This is a genomic window from Actinotalea endophytica, assembly GCF_025717005.1.
Classification (GTDB): domain Bacteria; phylum Actinomycetota; class Actinomycetes; order Actinomycetales; family Cellulomonadaceae; genus Actinotalea.
Map to the genome: position 1 here is coordinate 134,492 of NZ_JAOVZU010000003.1, position 16,161 is coordinate 150,652.

Below are 16,161 nucleotides of genomic sequence, written 5' to 3' on the forward strand. Positions count from 1 at the left end.
CCGCGCGGTCAGTCGGACGCGCGCAGCGACTTGCGGCGCGTCTCCAGGCCGACGAGGTCGGCGAACGCGTCCGCGTAGCCCGGGTCGTCGGGCGACATCCGCTGCAGTCGTCCCCGCGCATCGGCGATCCGCCTGGTCAGGCCCAGGTCCACCATCCGGCTGACGATCCCGGCCACGTAGGCGTCGATCGCAGCGGGTCGGTCCTCGGGCAGCTCGGTGACCGCGAGCTGGGCGATCAGCGGCTCGACCGTGCCGGACGCCTCCTCGCGGACCGCCTCGATCCAGGCGGCCGGGTCGTGTGCGGTCGCCACCCCGCCCGCGGCGCGGATCGCGTCGTGCACCGCGCGCAGCGCCGGGACCGTGAACGCGTCGGCGCCGAGCTCGTCGAACGCCGCCGCGCCGGGCGTGTCCGGGTGCTGCAGCACGGCCGCGAGCGCCGTGCGCTCCTCCACGACCACCGGGTCGGTGCGGTCGGGCGGAGCCGGCCGCGGCGGCTCGTCGGGCTCGTGGCCCTCGTGCCGGGGCTCGTCACCACGCCGCGCCGTCGCCCGGCTCGCGGTCACCACGGCTCGCTCGACGGCCGGGCTCTCCATGCCCAGCCAGCCGGCCAGCAGGCGGGTGTACTCCGGGCGCAGCGCCGTGTCCCGGATCCCCGCGACCACGGGCGCGGCGGCACGCAGCGCGGCGACCCGGCCCTCGGCGGTGTCCAGGTCGTGCCGGCGCAGCGTGGACCGCAGCACGAACTCGAACAGCGGCTGGCGCGAGTCGACCAGCGCGGCGACGGCCTCCGGGCCGCGCTCCTGGCGCAGCTCGCACGGGTCCATGCCGCCCGGCGAGATCGCGACGAACGTCTGCGCGTAGAACCGCTGGTCCTCGCCGAACGCCCGCAGCGCGGCCTTCTGGCCCGCCTCGTCGCCGTCGAACGTGAAGATCACCTCGCCGCCCACCGAGCCGCCGCCGGTGAGCTGGACACCGCCCCCGGCGGCGGTGTCGCCGAGCAGCCGCCGGACGATCCGTGCGTGGTCCGAGCCGAATGCCGTGCCGCAGGTGGCGACCGCGGTGGGCACCCCGGACAGGTGCGCGGCCATCACGTCGGTGTACCCCTCGACCACCACGACCCGCTTCGCCTTGGCGATCTCCCGCTTGGCCAGGTCGATGCCGTACAGCACCTGGGCCTTCTTGTAGAGCGCGGTCTCCGGGCTGTTGAGGTACTTGGGCCCCTGGTCGTCCTCGTACAGGCGCCGCGCGCCGAACCCGACGGTGTCCCCCGTGACGTCCCGGATCGGCCAGATCAGCCGGCCGCGGAACCTGTCGTACACGCCGCGCTGGCCCTGGGACAGCATCCCCGAGGCGATCAGCTCGGCCTCGGTGTAGCCGCGCCCGCGCAGGTGCCGGAGCAGGTGGTCCCACCCCTTCGGCGCGTAGCCCACGCCGAAGTGCTCGGCGGCCGTGCGGTCGAAGCCGCGCTCGGCGAGGAACGCCCGGGCCGGTGCGGCCTCCGGGCTGGTCAGCTGCTCGGCGAACCAGCTCGCCGCGGCCCGGTGCGCCTCGATCAGGCGCTGGCGCCGCCCGGGCTCCTCACCGGGACGCGGCGCGCCGCCCTCCTCGTACCGCAGCTGCACGCCGACCCGACCCGCGAGGTGCTCGACCGCCTCGGTGAAGCCGAGCCCGTCGATCTTCTGCAGGAAGCTGATGACGTCGCCACCCTCGCCGCAGCCGAAGCAGTGCCACAGCCCGACCTGCGGCCGGACGTGGAACGACGGGGTCCGCTCGTCGTGGAACGGGCACAGGCCCTTCATGCTGCCGACGCCCGCGGGGCGCAGCGTGACGTGCTCGCCGACGATCTCCTCGATCCGGGCACGCTCCCGGACCGTCGCGACGTCCTCACGTCGGATCCGTCCGGGCACGTGCGGAGTCTAGGTCACCGGCCGCCGCACACGTGCCGACCGGCCGCTCACAACCAGAACGCGAGGACCGCCATGAGGCTGAACCCGGCAGCCGTGGCCAGCCACTTCTGGGCGTGGTGGCCGGGCCCGTCGAACTCGGTCTTGATGATGTCCAACGCCGCGATGTAGAGGAAGGTCCCCGCCCCGATCGCGTCGAACGCCGCCTCGAACACCTGCGCGGTGGTGCCGAGCAGGACGGCCCCGACGATCGTGCCCAGCACGATGCCGAGCGGTGTCATCGCCGAGAAGAACGCGAGCCGTGGCAGGGCCTCGCGGTGGCTCAGACCCGCCCGCCGGTAGCCCACACCGAGCGCGACCGCGGCGGCCCCCTTGTGCGTGAGGATCGCCACCAGGACCACCAGCACGCCGGCCCACGCGCTCTGCGCCCCGAGCGCGACGCCGAGGATCACCGAGTGCAGCGAGAGCACGACCAGCAGCACGAGCGCCCGGCTCCGGGGCCCCTCCGGGTGCCAGTCGAGCTCGTGCTGCAGGCCGGCGGACCCCGCCACGGCCGGCACGGCGTCGTGCCCGGGGTGGGCGGGCACCACGACCGCCTCGATCAGCAGGATGAGCAGGAAGCCCGCGCCCGCGAGCACGAGCGCGATCGGGTAGGAGACGTCCGGCAGCACGGTCCGGAACAGGTCGTTGGCGGATCCCAGCAGGTGGATCAGGCCCGCTCCGCCGAGCACGCCGGCGGCGAACGTGTCGCTCAACGCGAGGACGCGGTCGTCGGCGGCGCGGCGACCCAGCAGCCACGGCACCCAGGTGCCGACCAGGCCGACCGCCGCGACCAGCACGGCGAAGGCGAGCTTGACCAGGACCAGGTCGCCGCTGCTCATGCCGGGTGCGCCGCCGCCCAACGGTCGAGCGCCGCCAAGGCCGCCTCGACGTCGTCGCCGGCGTCCCGGTGCGCCTCGACGACGAGCACGTCGCTGCCCTGCGGCGGCTCGAGCGTCGCGAGCTGGGAGTCGAGCAGGCTGGCCGGCATGAAGTGGTCGGTTCGCCCGCGCAGCCGCCGCTCGAGCTCGTCGCGGGGCACGTCGAGCAGCACGAGCACCACCGTGCCCTCGGCGCCGCGCAGCACGTCCCGGTAGGCCCGCCTGAGCGCGGAGCATGCGACCACGGTCCGCTCACCCGCCCGGCACCGGTCGGTCATCCAGTCCCGCACGGCCTCGAGCCAGGGTGCCCGGTCCTCGTCGGTGAGCGGGACGCCGGCGCTCATCTTCGCGACGTTCGCGGGTGGGTGGAAGTCGTCCGCGTCGGCGGCCACCCGGCCGGTGCGCTCGGCGATGCCGGCGGCCACCGTGCTCTTGCCGCAGCCGGACACCCCGAAGACCACCACGTGACACGGCGCCGTCATCGGGCCGCCCAGCGCGGCGACAGGAGCCGCGCGTGCCACTCGGCCGCGGAGACGTCGGTGAGCGAGGCCACCTGGTCCACCACCACCCGCAACCGCGCGGCGTCGTCCGAGGCGGCACGCCAGTCCGCGGCGAACGGCGGCTCGAGGGCCACCGGGGCTCGCTCGCCGAGCACGTCGACCAGCTCGGCGACCAGCTCGCGCTGACGTCGGAACAGCGGTTCGGCCTCCCTGGGGGCCATGACGTAGGTCGCGGCGAGGCCCTTGAGCGCGAGGATCTCGGCGAGGGTCTCGTGCGGGACGACGAGCCGCGCGGCGTACCTGGTGAGCTCGCCGTCGCCGTGCACGGCCCGGGTCGCGGTGATCGCGGCGTCCGCGAACCGCCCGATCAGCTGGCTCGTCATGTCCTTCAGCGCCGCGAGGCCCGACCGGGAGCCGTCGACGTCCCGCACCCAGGTCTCCACGGTGGGCAGCCGGTGCATCGCGGCCGACAGCTCGTCCGCGGACACGTGCGTGCCGTACCAGGCGTGCACCTGGGCGATCACCGCGTCGCGCGCGTCGGCGTGGTCGAGCACGGCCAGCGAGAGCCGCCCGGAGACGATCGCGTCCTCCACGTCGTGCACCGAGTAGGCGATGTCGTCGGCGAGGTCCATCACCTCGGCCTCGAGGCAGCGCGCCCCGGCCGGCGCGCCCTCACGCAGCCAGCCGAACATCTCGAGGTCGTCGGGATAGACGCCGAACTTCCGCGGCGAGGACTCGGGCGCGTCGGCCGCCGGCCACGGGTACTTGGTCGCCGCGTCGAGGCTGGCCCGGGTGAGGTTGAGGCCCACGGAGCGCCCGTGCTCGTCGGTCACCTTCGGCTCGAGCCTGGTCAGCAGCCGCAGGGTCTGCGCGTTGCCCTCGAACCCGCCGATCTCCCGGGCGATCTCCGCGAGCGAACGTTCGCCGTTGTGCCCGAACGGCGGGTGCCCGAGGTCGTGCGCGAGGCACGCGGTGTCCACCACGTCCGGGTCGCAGCCGAGCGCCTTGCCGAGCTCACGGCCGACCTGGGCGACCTCCAGGGTGTGCGTGAGCCGGGTCCGCACGAAGTCGTCGCTCGCCGGCCCGAGCACCTGCGTCTTGGCGCCGAGGCGGCGCAGCGCCGAGCTGTGCACGACGCGTGCCCGGTCGCGCTCGAAGTCCGTTCGCATCTCGGACTTCGGGGGTTCGGCGACCCGGCGGGCGCGATCGTGGTCGCTGTACCCCATGGGTCTCACCCTAGTCTCGCCGAACCCGCCCGACCGCGGGGCGTGGCGTCGCGGACCACCCGCCCGGGCCTGAGAGGATTCCCGCTCGTGACCGTCACCCACCCGCCTGCCACCTCCGCCGAGTGGTGGCGCGATGCCGTCGTCTACCAGGTCTACCCACGCTCGTTCGCGGACGCGAACGGTGACGGGGTCGGCGACCTGCCGGGTGCGACGTCGCGCCTGACCCACCTGCGCGACCTCGGCGTGGACGCGGTGTGGCTGTCGCCGTTCTACGTCTCGCCGCAGAACGACGGCGGGTACGACGTGGCCGACTACCGGGACATCGACCCGGTCTTCGGCACGCTGCCGGACGCCGACGCGTTCGTCGCCGAGGCGCACCGGCTCGGCCTGCGGGTGCTGGTCGACCTGGTGCCGAACCACACGTCCTGGGAGCACCCGTGGTTCGTCGCTGCGCTCGCGGCCGCGCCCGGCAGCCCCGAGCGCGCGCGGTACCTGTTCCGGGACGGCCGAGGCCCGGGTGGGGACGAACCGCCGAACAACTGGCTCTCGACCTTCGGCGGTTCGGCGTGGACCCGGGTCACCGAGCCGGACGGTTCGCCGGGTCAGTGGTACCTGCACCTGTTCGACCACACCCAGCCGGACCTGGACTGGTCGAACCCGGAGGTCCGCACCGAGTTCGAGGCCGTCCTGCGGTTCTGGCTCGACCGGGACGTCGACGGCTTCCGGATCGACGTCGCGCACGGCATGGTCAAGCACCCGGACCTGCCCGACTGGACGGGCCGCTCCCGGATCATGGCGGCCGACGACGACGCCGGTGCGGACGACGGCTCCGAGGCCGCGGGCGCCGAGACCGGCGACCCGGGTGCCGACGACGGCATGCCCGAGGGACCGATGTGGGACCAGGACGGCGTGCACGACATCTACCGCTCGTGGCACCGGGTGCTCAGCGCGTACCCCGGCGAGCGGGCGATGGTCGCCGAGGCCTGGGTCGAGCCGCTGTCCCGGCTCGCCGCGTACGTCCGGCCGGACGAGCTGCAGCAGACCTTCAACTTCGCGTTCCTCATGTCGCGCTGGGAGGCGGGCGCGCTGCGCGACGTGATCTCGGGCTCGCTGGCCGCCATGGACTCGGTCGGCGCGACGACGACGTGGGTGCTGTCCAACCACGACGTCGTGCGGCACACCTCGCGGCTCGGCCTCGGCGGCGGCTTCCCGCCCGGCATCGGCGCCGACGACCCCCAGCCCGACGCCGTCGTCGGGCTGCGGCGGGCGCGGGCGGCGAGCCTGATGATGCTGGCCCTGCCCGGTTCGGCGTACCTCTACCAGGGTGAGGAGCTCGGCCTGCCCGAGCACACCACGCTCGACGACGACCTCCGCCAGGACCCGGTGTGGACCCGCACGGCTCACACGCAGCGGGGCCGGGACGGCTGCCGGGTGCCGCTGCCCTGGCACGCCGACGCCCCGGCCTACGGCTTCTCCCCCACCGGGGCGAGCTGGCTGCCCCAGCCGTCGTCCTTCGGACCGCTCGCCGTGGACCGGCAGACCGGCGTCCCCGGGTCGACGCTCGAGCTGTACCGCGCCGCCCTGCGGCTCCGGCGCGAGCGGCGCCTCGGCCTCGGACCGCTCGCCTGGGTGGACCTCGGTGAGGAGGTCACGGCGTTCCGCAACGCCGACCTGCTCGTGGTGACCAACCTCGGCGCGCCGATCGACCTTCCGGCCGGCTACGACGTGGTGCTGCGGTCCGACGACCGGGACGACCGTGTGGTCGGCACCGACAGCACGGTCTGGGCCCTCAGCGCAGCACGGTGACCGAGTCGGCGGCGCCGACCAGCAGGGCACCGTCGGGCAGCACGCCGTCCCACAGGGCACCGTCCGGCAGCTGGTCACGCCACCGCTCGGCGCCGTCCAGCAGCCCCCAGGCGACCAGGTCGGCTCCGTCGTCGCCCACCACGACGTGGCCGTCCGAGGTCAGGGCGGCGCCGGTCAGCTCGTGGCCCACCTCGTGCCGCCACAGCACCCCGCCGTCCGCGACCCGGAGCGCCAGGATCTCGCCGGACCCCTGCGCGACCACGACGCCGCCGACCAGCACCGCGGGCTGCACGGCCTCGACATAGCTCCAGAGCCGCTCCCCGGTGCGCACGTCGACGCCGAGGAGCACCCCACCGGACTGGACCAGGACGACCTCCGGGTCGCTGCCGTCGTCGCGGTCGGGCCGGACCAGCGCACCCGAGGACTGCCACCACTCCACGCCGTCCGGGCCGACCGCGACCACCTGGGGCAGGAGCCCTGGGCCGTCGCGCTGCTCCACGTCCCCACCACCGGGGATCGGCACCGACCTCGACACGGTCCGGCGTTCGGTCGTGCCGCCCGCCGCGGCGACCAGGGGGTCGACCTCCTGGCCGGTCGACAGGTCCAGCAGCAGCGTGCGCGTGCCGGTCACCCGCGCGTACGCGCCGCCGGACTCGAGCATCACGATCGGCATGACGGTCGCGGCCACCGGGTCCGGGGTGGTGGCCTCCCAGCGGAGCACGCCGTCCAGCGACCAGCGCGAGGCGTCGATCCGGCCGTCGTCGGTGACCTGCAGGCGCACGACGTCACCATCCAGGACGGTCGCGAGCACCGCCGTGCCCGTGACGGGACGTTCGCCGACCACGACACCGCCTCCCGGGTCGACGGACACGTCCCGGCCGTCGCCGGTGCGGCACCACAGCCGGGCCGGGTCGTCGCCGGCCGCTGCGACCCCGATGCCCACCCAGGCCTCACCCCCGACCACCGGGAGGCACGTGCCCTGGAGGTCGAGTGCCCAGACCCGCTCCCCGGAGACCAGGTCCCGGGACTCGAGGCCGTCGGCCGTCGCTACCACGAGCTGCTGCTGGTCGGCGAGGAGGGGCGTGGCGCCGGAGGCCGACCATGCCTGGGCCATCGGGCGGGTCAAGGAGGTCGCGAAGCCGCGCGCGGCGAGCTCGCGGGCCCGCTGCGCCTCGTGCACCTTGGCGACCACGAGCGCGACGCCCACCGACAGCACGAGGACGAGCAGCAGCGCGACCACGCCGCGCACCGGCACCCGCCTGCGCTCGGATCCGGGCCGGCCGTCCTCGACCAGCTCTACGTCGACCGCGTCGTCGCTCACGACGTCGCGCTCACGACCCCGCGGTGGCATCCGGCTCCAAGGCCACGGCGCCCAGCGTGTCCAGCGTGACGGTGGCCTCGCCTCCGCTCACCTCGACCGCGGTGCCGAGGCAGCCGTCCTCGCCCGCACCTCCCGTGAGCACGTCGCAGTAGGTGTCGTCGGGCAGCGATGTCGGGATGGTCACCGTGGTGGGGTCGCCCGCGTTGGCGGCGACGAAGCCGCGGCCGTCCCGGCTCCAGGCGACCGCGCCGCCGTCGGCCCAGGTGTCGGTGACCGGAGCGTCCCCGACCGTCGCGCGCCAACCCACCATCGCCTGGATCGCGGGCCAGCGGTGCTCGCACACCCAGCCGCCGTCAGCCACGTCGGCGCCGGGTCCCGCGTCCGCCGCGCAGGACGCGTCGAGCACGGCGCCGTCGGCGTCCTGGTCGGGCCCGGCGTCGCGGTCGTCGAAGGCGTAGCCGGAGTAGACCATCGGTGTCCCGTCGTCACCGGCGAGCATGAGCACGGTCGCCAGCTCGAACCGTGCGGCGTCGCGGTAGGAGAGGGTCTGCGCGTTGCGCTCGGTGTCGTGGTTCGTCACGAACAGCACCGACGACTCGGCCGGCAGCCCCGACGCGCGGGCCTCGAGCAGGCTCGCCAGGCGGCCGTTCCGCAGGATGCGCTCGAGGTCCCAGGCGTACTGGAAGTCGAACACCGAGCCGTTGCCGAGGTACTGCTCGGGCGTGATCGGTTCGCCGTCGCCGTAGATGACCTCCTGCAGGACGACGGTGTCGTCCGGGAGCGGCTCGAGGATCGCCGCGACGTCCTCGGCCGCCATGTGCTTCGCGGCGTCGATCCGGAACCCGTCCACCCCGAGGCTGCGCAGGTCGAGCAGGTACTCGCTCAGGCGTGCGCGCACCGGTTCGGTGTCGGTGGCGAGGTCGGCGAGGTTGACCAGCTCGCAGGTCTGCACCTGGGTCGCGTCGCGGTAGTCCGCGATGTCGCCGTCCGGGGCGTCGCAGTGGTGGAAGTCGTCGTAGGTCCACAGGCCCGGGTACTCGTAGTGCGTGAACGTGCTGCCCGCCCACCCGGTGCCGGACTCGCTGCCGGCCATGTGGTTGATCACGGCGTCGGCGATCACCTGCACCCCGGCGTCGTGGCACGCCCCGACCATCTGCTCGAACTCGTCGCGCGTGCCGAGCCGCGACTCGACCTGGTAGGACACCGGCTGGTACTGCGTCCACCACTGCGAGCCGAGCACGTGCTCCTGCGGCGGCGAGGTGAGCACCCAGCCGTAGCCGGCCTCGCCGAGGTGCGGGCACTCGGCGGCGATCGCGTCCCAGGTCCACTCGAACAGCTGCACCCCGACGTCGGACGCCGGCTCGGGAGCCGACGGCGTGCAGGCCGCCAAGGAGGCGACGACGGCGGCGGCGCCGACGACGGCCACGACGGTGGGACGCATGGGCCCTACTGTCTCACCGCCACCTCACGGGCCGAGAATCACGACCTCCGGGGTGACCCCTGCGTCGCTCGTGGCGGGCTGCGCCGACACGTCCGGCACCTGGGCGATCAGGCCGTCGTCCAGCGCGACGACGGCTGAGGGCCACGCACCCGGCAGCGGCCACGACGTCACCAGCTCACCGGTGCGGAGGTCTCGGACCGCAAGCTCCTCTTCGCCGTTCACCTGCTCGGCCACGCCGAGGCTGCGGCCGTCGCACAGCGGGCTCGACCCGGAGGTGGCCGCCCCACCGGGGACGGACCAGAGCGTCGCTCCGGTCGAGGCGTCGAGGACGTCCAACCGGGACGTGCCGTCCGGCTCGAGTCCGCCCACGACCAGCGTGTCGTCCAGCCCCAGCAGCGGGAAGGAGAGCTGGTCGCCGGACCACGCCTGCTCGCCGGTCCTGACGTCGACCGGGACGACCACACCCGAGGTCTCCTGGACAAGGACGACGTCGCCGGTGACCGGGACGCCGAGCGCGGGCGCGAGGTAGCTCCCGTCGATGGCCCAGCGCTGCCGGTCACCGTCGAGGACGACAGTGCGGATCGTGCCGTCGTCGTCGACCTGGGTGCGCAGCACACCGCCGTCCTCGAGCGTCACGGTCCTGAGCGCCCACGGTCCCGGGTCGTCGCTGACCTCGCCGGTGCGCAGGTCCAGCACCACCACGCCGCCCGGTCCGGGGAGGACCAGCCGGTCACCCGCGAGGACCTGCGTGTACACCGGCGCGTCGAGCGTCCGGGACCAGAGCTCGCCACCCCGGGTCGACACAGCCGTGACCGTCCGGGTCACACCCATGTCGAGATCGAGCAGGACGTCGCCGACCGTGACCAGCACGCTCGTCTGGGAGGACGCTGCATCCAGCCGGGCCACCTCGGAGCCGTCCGCGGCGTCGAGCGTCACGAGGGCACGCCCGTCCTCCTCCCCGACCTGGCAGACGAGCGAACGGTCCGCGCCCAGGCCCGCGGTCGGGTGGACGCTGAACGCCTGTGATGGCAGCGAGCCGTCGGTGACCCAGCACACGTGGTCCGAGCCGACCTGCCACAGCTGCTCGCCGGTGGCCAGGTCCAGCCCGACCGTGGTGCCGTCCAGGCGGTCGGCCACGAGGACGTCACCGACGATCCCGATGACCGACGCGGCCTCGGTGCGCCACAGCTCGTGCCGCGGCTGGGTGAGGTCCGTCACCAGGCCCACGGGTTGCGCCGCAGCCTGCCCACCCCTCAGGAACCAGAACAGGCCGGTCCCCACGACGACCACCACGAACGCCAGCGCGACCCACCGTGATCTCGGGCGACGACCCGCCGGCTCGGGCGCAGGTGCAGCAGTGTCATCCAGCTCGACGTCGACGGTGCCCCCCATGCCAGCAGGCTAGGGCCTCAGACCGGCGCGAACGTGACCACTTCGCCGTCCGTGACGACGGCCCACCGGCCCCCGGGAAGGCTCGCGATCGCCGTGGCGCCGTCGGGCAATGTCGAGGCAGCCACCAGGGCACCGGTGCGCAGCTCGCGCACCACGAGGCGCCCGGCCTCGAGAACGCCGACGTTCCGGCCGTCGCAGAGCAGACCGGTCGTGGCGGTCGACGTCCACAGCGTCGCGCCGGTCCGCGGGTCCACCGCCCGGACCGGGTAGCCGATGACGAGCACGCCCCCCAGGCTCGCGAGGGGACGGTAGGGCCGGCCGGCCAGCCGCCACAGGTCCTCGCCCGTGACCGCATCGACGCCGCTGAGCCGGTCACCGTCCCGGTAGAGCGTGAGGACGTCGCGTGCCAGCGGGTCGTCGACGGCGGGCCGTGCGTACGCCGCGTCGCGGATCACCGTGCGGCTGGCGCCGGACGGGCCGGAGAGCTCCACCTCGGTCCCGGCCGGCTCGACGACCGTGGTCGCCGTGCCGCCGTCGGGCAGTACGACCAGGGTCGCCTGCGCGACCTCGGCGGCCGTGACGACCACGGTGCCCGACTCGACGTCGAGAAGGATCCGGCCGCCCGCGGAGTCGATCCGGAGCCAGCCCTGGGCGTGGGCGAGGTCGGCCACGGGCACGGCGCCCGCCGAGCCCGTCCAGGTCCACACCCGGTCCCCCGTCACCATCGACCAGCCCTGCGCGACGACCCGGTCGCGCAGGTCCACGCCGACGCCCACGAGCATGTCCCGCCAGATGGTCACGAACGCGCCACCCGACGTCACGACGGACACCCGCGCGAGTGCCGCACCGCTCGCGCTGTCGAGCACCTCGGCGCCGAGGACTCCGCCGCTCGGCGAGCCCCGCCACTGCTGGCACAGGACTCGGGTCAGCGCGGCACGCCGCACGGTGACCGGTTCCCCGCCGAGGTCGACGAGCGAGCAGACCCCGGCGTCGTGGGCCCAGACCGGTTCGCCGTCGGCGATCGCCACGGCGGCCGCGCCGCCGGTCCCGCGGGTGAGCAGCACGAGGTCGTCGACCACGCCGAGCACGCCACTCGCCTCGGCCCGCCAGGCCTCGGACCGCTCTTGGGTGAGGTCCTGGTCGAGCCCGTCGACGGCGGCGAGGCGCTCGGTCGCACGCATCGCGGCCCGGTCCTGGACGCCGACCACGATCGCGACGGCGCCCACGACCACGGCCGCGAGGCCGGCCCAGACCCGCACTCGGCGGCGGACCCGCGGGGGCCTCCCGGACGGCGACTCGTCATCGAGCTCGACCTGGACCAGGTCCACGTCTCCAGGGTACGAACGTGCCCCGTGTCCGGCGAGGGTTTCTCCCGACCCCGACCCGGGCTCCGGCGTTCAGCCGCCCGAGACGCTCAGCTCGGCCTCGCGGAGCTCGGCCCGGAACTCCGCGTCGAGCTCGCGGGAGTCGAGCCACCGCTCGGGCAGGACGGGCCGCTTCGGGCTGCCGGCCCGTCCGCGCGGGCCTTCGGCCGGCTCGCCGGGGTACGGCTGGTCGAGGTCGAGCGCCGCGAGCCGCTCGTCGAGCTCCTCGAGAGTGCTGACCAGGCCGAGCATGCGCCGCTGCTCGCCGCCGACCACGTAGCCCTTGAGGTACCAGGCCATGTGCTTGCGCAGCTCGCGCATCCCACGGTCCTCGCCCAGGTCGGCGATCATCAGCTCGGCGTGCCGGCGGATCGTCGCCGCGACGTCGCGCAGCCCGGGGCGCTGGCGGGTGTCGTCGCCGGCGAAGGCCGCCGCGAGGTCGGCGAACAGCCAGGGCCGGCCTTGGCAGCCACGGCCGACCACCACGCCGTCGCACCCCGTGCTCTGCACCATCGCCACGGCGTCCTCCGCGGACCAGATGTCTCCGTTGCCGAGCACCGGGACGTCCAGGTGCTCCTTGAGCCGGGCGATCGCGCTCCAGTCCGCGGTCCCGGAGTAGTGCTGGGCCGCGGTGCGGGCGTGCAGCGAGACGGCCGCGACGCCCGCGTCCTGTGCGGTACGGCCCGCCTCGAGGTAGGTCAGGTGGTCGTCGTCGATGCCCATCCGCATCTTGACCGTGACCGGTATACGGCCGTCGGCGGCCCGGACGGCGGCCTGCACGATCGAGGCGAACAGGTCCCGCTTCCAGGGCAGCGCGGCACCGCCGCCCTTGCGGGTCACCTTGGGAACCGGGCACCCGAAGTTCAGGTCGACGTGGTCGGCGCGGTCCTCGTCGGCGATCATCCGCACGGCGGCGCCGACCGTCGTGGGGTCCACGCCGTACACCTGGACCGAGCGGGGGGTCTCGCCGGGGTCGTGGGCGATGATCCGCAACGACTCCGGGGTGCGCTCGACGAGCGCGCGAGAGGTCACCATCTCGGCGACGTACAGCCCGGCCCCGTGCTCGCGGCACAGCAGGCGGAACGCGCGGTTCGTGACGCCGGCCATCGGCGCGAGCACCACGGGGGTCTCGACGGCCAGGTCACCGATCTTCAGCGGCGGCAGCAGCGAGCGCTGCCCGGTCGGTGAGGTGGTCATCGACCCATTGTCGCCCAGCGGACGGCAGGGCCCGCTCAGGGGCCCGCCCGGCGCCCACGCAGCGGTCCGACCGGGCGGCCGCCCTCGCCCGGCGCGTTCGAGGACCCGGTGCGATGATCGAGCGGTGCGCTGGGACAGGACCACCGCGGTGCTCGCCGCGATCGTCTTTCCGTTCGTGATCGCGACGGTCGTCGGCCTGGTCGTGCTGCGGCCGACCGGGGCGGTGCACGACTCCGGGATCGTGGACACGGGAGCGGATTACCCGCTCGCCACGGTGACCGCGCTCGCGCCGCAGGAGTGCCAGGGCACCAACGAGGACCGCCTGCCCGACGGGACCGTGCCGGACACCGTCCCGTGCCTGCAGGTGACCGCCGAGCTCGCGTCGGGGACGAGCGTCGACGTCTGGGCACCGAGCACGGTGCCGGTGGCCGATGTGCACGTCGGGACCCGGATCGTGCTCCAGCACTTCCCCGCCGCGGACGGCGTCGAGGAGGTCTACGTCTGGTACGACTTCGACCGCGCGCTGCCGCTGTGGGGGCTGACCGCGGCGTTCGCGCTGGTCGTGGTGATGGTCGCCGGGTTCCGGGGCGTGCGGGCGCTGGTCGGGCTCGCCCTCGCGTTCGCCGTGATCGGGATGTTCATGCTGCCGGCGCTGCTGGACGGCCGGGACCCGCTCGCGGTGGGCCTGGTGGGTTCGGCGGCGATCATGATCGTGGTCCTCTACCTCGCCCACGGGTTCTCCCGGCGCACGACCACGGCCCTGCTCGGCACGATGGCCGGGCTCGGGGCGACCGCTGCGCTCGGCGCTCTCGGCGCCCGGCTCGCGCACCTCACCGGGGTGTCCACCGAGGACTCGTACCGGGTCGCGCAGATCACCGGGCAGCTCGACACCCAGGCCATGCGCGGGATCTTCCTGTGCGGCGTGGTGCTGGCCGGGCTCGGTGTGCTCAACGACGTCACCATCACGCAGGCCTCGGCCGTGTGGGAGCTTCGCGCGTCGGCGCCGTACGCGGACCGCCGGACACTGTTCTCGCGCGGGATGCGGATCGGCCGCGACCACATCGCCTCGACCGTGTACACGATCGCGTTCGCGTATGCGGGCGCTGCGCTCCCGGTGCTCATGCTGCTCGAGGTGTACCGGCTGCCGCTCGCGCAGACGATCTCCAGCGGGTCGTTCGCCGAGGAGATCGTGCGCACCCTGGTCGGGTCGATCGGCCTGGTGCTCGCCATCCCGCTGACCACGGCGATCGCGGCCGTGGTGGTCAGCACCTCCGCGGTGCGCGGCCGGCACAGTGCGCCGACCGGTCACACCCACGCGGGCACGCACGACTGAAGCCTCCCCCGCGACGCACCGTCGGTGTCAGACTCGCGGCATGGCAGACACCAGCGGCAAGCAGGAGAGCTCCGTCACGCCACGTCGGGTCCTCGCCGTGGTCCTCGCGGCGCTCGCCGTGGTCTTCATGATCCAGAACAGCGAGCGGGTCACGGTGAACGTGTTCGGCATCGAGGTGACCACGTGGCTGTGGCTCGTGCTCGCCGTGATGACCGCGATCGGGATCGGCGTGGGCCTGCTGCTCGCACGGCGGAAGAAGGGCTGACGCCCATCGCGGCGGCGCCCTACTCCCCCGAACCGGTCGACCCCGACGCCTACACGCGCGCCAACGACCGGCTCTACACGCGCTTCGCGCGGCTCTACGACGTCGTTGTCAAGGCGACCCCGGCCTGGCGGCGGTGGCTCGGGAGCGCGCTGCCGGAGATCCACGGCCCCCGGGTGCTCGAGGTGTCGTTCGGCACCGGTTGGCTGCTCACCCGGTACGCCGGCCGGTTCCGGACCGACGGCGTCGACCTCAACCCTGCGATGCTCGACGTCGCGCGCCGCAACCTCGACCGGGCCGGGCTGTTCGCGGACCTGCGCCAGGGCGACGTCGAGCACCTCCCCTACCCGGACGCCACGTTCGACACCGTCGTGAACACGATGGCCTTCACGGGATACCCCGATGCCGCCGCTGCCGCGTCGGAGCTCGCGCGGGTGCTCAAGCCCGGCGGCCGCCTGGTGCTTGTCGACATCGGCTACCCCGCCGACGGCAACCGCGTGGGCACCGCCCTGGTGAACCGGGTGTGGAAGCCCCTCGGCGATCTCGTCCGCGACATGCCCGTGGTGCTGTCCGGGGTCGGGTTGGAGGTCCGGGACGACGAGGTCGGCGGGTGGGGAAGCGTGCACCGCTACCTCGCCACCAAGCCCGCCCGGCTCGACGACGTCGTCGAGTCGGACCGCACGGTCGGACCTCGGCCGAAGGATGAGTGAGCGATGGCGATGAGCGCGAAGGGCACCGGGCACAGCTCGTCGTCGCGAGCTGCAACGGCGACCCCGAGGTCAGGTCGGGTCGCGCTCCTGGCAGGATGACGCGGTGCCCGACGCCGAGCTGTCCGAGACCGCCATGACCCTCCACGCGGTCCGCCTGCTGGGTTTCGCCGACACCGCGGCGGTGGCGCGACGCTACCTCCGCGCCACCTCGGAGGTCTCCGAGGTCCTGCTCGACCTCGAGGCGTTCGGGTGGGTCGTGCGCTCGGAGTTCGCCGGCTCGCACGGCTGGTCTCTGACCGAACGGGGCCGCGCCCGCGACGAGGAGCATCTCGCGGCGCAGCTCGACGCCACCGGCGCCCGTCCCGCCGTCGCCGATGCCTACGTTCGCTTCCTGCCCGCCAACGCGCGGTTCCTGGACGCCGTCACACGCTGGCAGATCCGCCCGCTGCCCGGGGACCCGGTGGCTGCGAACGACCACACCGACCACCACTGGGACGACCAGGTGTTGGACAGGCTGACGTCCCTCGGCCACCTGGTGGGTTCCTTGACGATCGAGCTGTCAGAGGCGCTGCCGCGGTTCGATGGCTACGGTCCGCGGTTCACAGCAGCGCTCACTCGGGCTCTCGCGGGCGAACGGCGGTGGGTCGACGGGGTAGACGTCGACTCCTGTCACACCGTGTGGATGCAGCTGCACGAGGACCTCCTGGCCACCCTCGGCCTGGACCGCGCCGACGAGTCCTGACCCAGGAGAACAGGACTCCGAAACAGCGCGGACCGCGGCGTGC

At 74.1% G+C, this 16,161-nt stretch carries 14 protein-coding genes; 5 read left to right on the plus strand and 9 right to left on the minus strand.

All coding sequences use genetic code 11. From position 1 onward, the window contains the following. Positions 1 to 8 precede the first annotated feature (8 nt). Genes dnaG through OEB99_RS06170 form a run of 4 tightly spaced genes read right to left on the minus strand, consistent with a single transcriptional unit; the run spans position 9 to position 4,550 of the window. The gene (dnaG, locus tag OEB99_RS06155) at positions 9 to 1,907 is read right to left on the minus strand and encodes a DNA primase (protein WP_263509045.1); all 1,899 of its coding nucleotides are present in this window, start codon (positions 1,905 to 1,907) and stop codon (positions 9 to 11) included. 47 nt (positions 1,908 to 1,954) lie between these two features. Next, a complete protein-coding gene (locus OEB99_RS06160; RefSeq protein WP_263509046.1) occupies positions 1,955 to 2,785 on the minus strand; it encodes a ZIP family metal transporter in 831 nt (276 codons plus the stop codon). Further along, complete coding sequence (locus OEB99_RS06165; protein WP_263509047.1) at positions 2,782 to 3,306, minus strand: gluconokinase; 525 nt, start codon at positions 3,304 to 3,306, stop codon at positions 2,782 to 2,784. The genes OEB99_RS06160 and OEB99_RS06165 overlap by 4 nt, the downstream gene beginning before the upstream one ends. Next, complete coding sequence (locus OEB99_RS06170) at positions 3,303 to 4,550, minus strand: deoxyguanosinetriphosphate triphosphohydrolase (protein WP_263509048.1); 1,248 nt, start codon at positions 4,548 to 4,550, stop codon at positions 3,303 to 3,305. The genes OEB99_RS06165 and OEB99_RS06170 overlap by 4 nt, the downstream gene beginning before the upstream one ends. An 87-nt stretch (positions 4,551 to 4,637) precedes the next feature. Between OEB99_RS06170 and OEB99_RS06175 the strand changes: the two genes are divergently transcribed. Then, entirely contained in the window at positions 4,638 to 6,356 is a 1,719-nt protein-coding gene (locus OEB99_RS06175; protein ID WP_263509049.1) for a glycoside hydrolase family 13 protein, read from the plus strand. Here OEB99_RS06175 and OEB99_RS06180 read toward each other — a convergent pair. From OEB99_RS06180 to dusB, 5 genes are all read right to left on the minus strand, one after another. Further along, positions 6,340 to 7,677 carry an outer membrane protein assembly factor BamB family protein gene (locus tag OEB99_RS06180; RefSeq protein ID WP_263509050.1) on the minus strand — a complete coding sequence of 446 codons (1,338 nt, stop codon included), beginning with the start codon at positions 7,675 to 7,677 and terminating at the stop codon, positions 6,340 to 6,342. The genes OEB99_RS06175 and OEB99_RS06180 overlap by 17 nt on opposite strands. A 10-nt stretch (positions 7,678 to 7,687) precedes the next feature. After that, positions 7,688 to 9,118: an alpha-amylase gene (locus OEB99_RS06185; RefSeq protein WP_263509052.1), complete on the minus strand. Its 1,431-nt coding sequence runs from the start codon at positions 9,116 to 9,118 to the stop codon at positions 7,688 to 7,690. Between the two features lie 24 nt (positions 9,119 to 9,142). Further along, entirely contained in the window at positions 9,143 to 10,510 is a 1,368-nt protein-coding gene (locus OEB99_RS06190; RefSeq protein ID WP_263509053.1) for an outer membrane protein assembly factor BamB family protein, read from the minus strand. 17 nt (positions 10,511 to 10,527) lie between these two features. Then, positions 10,528 to 11,838 (minus strand): hypothetical protein, encoded by a 1,311-nt coding sequence (locus OEB99_RS06195; RefSeq protein ID WP_263509054.1) that lies wholly within the window; start codon positions 11,836 to 11,838, stop codon positions 10,528 to 10,530. 69 nt (positions 11,839 to 11,907) lie between these two features. Further along, positions 11,908 to 13,071, minus strand: coding sequence for a tRNA dihydrouridine synthase DusB (dusB, locus tag OEB99_RS06200; RefSeq protein WP_263509055.1), 1,164 nt, complete (start codon positions 13,069 to 13,071; stop codon positions 11,908 to 11,910). Positions 13,072 to 13,195: 124 nt separating this feature from the next. Between dusB and OEB99_RS06205 the strand changes: the two genes are divergently transcribed. The 4 genes from OEB99_RS06205 (at position 13,196) to OEB99_RS06220 (ending at position 16,118) form a co-directional block, all read left to right on the plus strand. After that, complete coding sequence (locus OEB99_RS06205; protein WP_263509057.1) at positions 13,196 to 14,404, plus strand: YibE/F family protein; 1,209 nt, start codon at positions 13,196 to 13,198, stop codon at positions 14,402 to 14,404. A 40-nt stretch (positions 14,405 to 14,444) separates the two neighbouring features. Then, positions 14,445 to 14,669 carry a LapA family protein gene (locus OEB99_RS06210; protein ID WP_263509058.1) on the plus strand — a complete coding sequence of 75 codons (225 nt, stop codon included), beginning with the start codon at positions 14,445 to 14,447 and terminating at the stop codon, positions 14,667 to 14,669. Further along, positions 14,588 to 15,376, plus strand: coding sequence for a class I SAM-dependent methyltransferase (locus tag OEB99_RS06215; protein WP_263509059.1), 789 nt, complete (start codon positions 14,588 to 14,590; stop codon positions 15,374 to 15,376). Before OEB99_RS06210 ends, OEB99_RS06215 begins: the two co-directional genes overlap by 82 nt. A 103-nt stretch (positions 15,377 to 15,479) precedes the next feature. Next, on the plus strand, positions 15,480 to 16,118 hold the full coding sequence (locus OEB99_RS06220; protein WP_263509060.1) for a transcriptional regulator: 639 nt from the start codon (positions 15,480 to 15,482) through the stop codon (positions 16,116 to 16,118). Positions 16,119 to 16,161 lie beyond the last annotated feature (43 nt).

What these genes read in the sequence shown, in the direction of transcription:
- OEB99_RS06160 (WP_263509046.1), bottom strand. Translation starts at nt 2,785, where the DNA reads ATGAGCAGCGGCGACCTGGTCCTGGTCAAGCTCGCCTTCGCCGTGCTG.
- OEB99_RS06170 (WP_263509048.1), bottom strand. Translation starts at nt 4,550, where the DNA reads ATGGGGTACAGCGACCACGATCGCGCCCGCCGGGTCGCCGAACCCCCG.
- OEB99_RS06185 (WP_263509052.1), bottom strand. Translation starts at nt 9,118, where the DNA reads ATGCGTCCCACCGTCGTGGCCGTCGTCGGCGCCGCCGCCGTCGTCGCC.
- dusB (WP_263509055.1), bottom strand. Translation starts at nt 13,071, where the DNA reads ATGACCACCTCACCGACCGGGCAGCGCTCGCTGCTGCCGCCGCTGAAG.
- OEB99_RS06190 (WP_263509053.1), bottom strand. Translation starts at nt 10,510, where the DNA reads ATGGGGGGCACCGTCGACGTCGAGCTGGATGACACTGCTGCACCTGCG.
- OEB99_RS06210 (WP_263509058.1), top strand. Translation starts at nt 14,445, where the DNA reads ATGGCAGACACCAGCGGCAAGCAGGAGAGCTCCGTCACGCCACGTCGG.
- OEB99_RS06165 (WP_263509047.1), bottom strand. Translation starts at nt 3,306, where the DNA reads ATGACGGCGCCGTGTCACGTGGTGGTCTTCGGGGTGTCCGGCTGCGGC.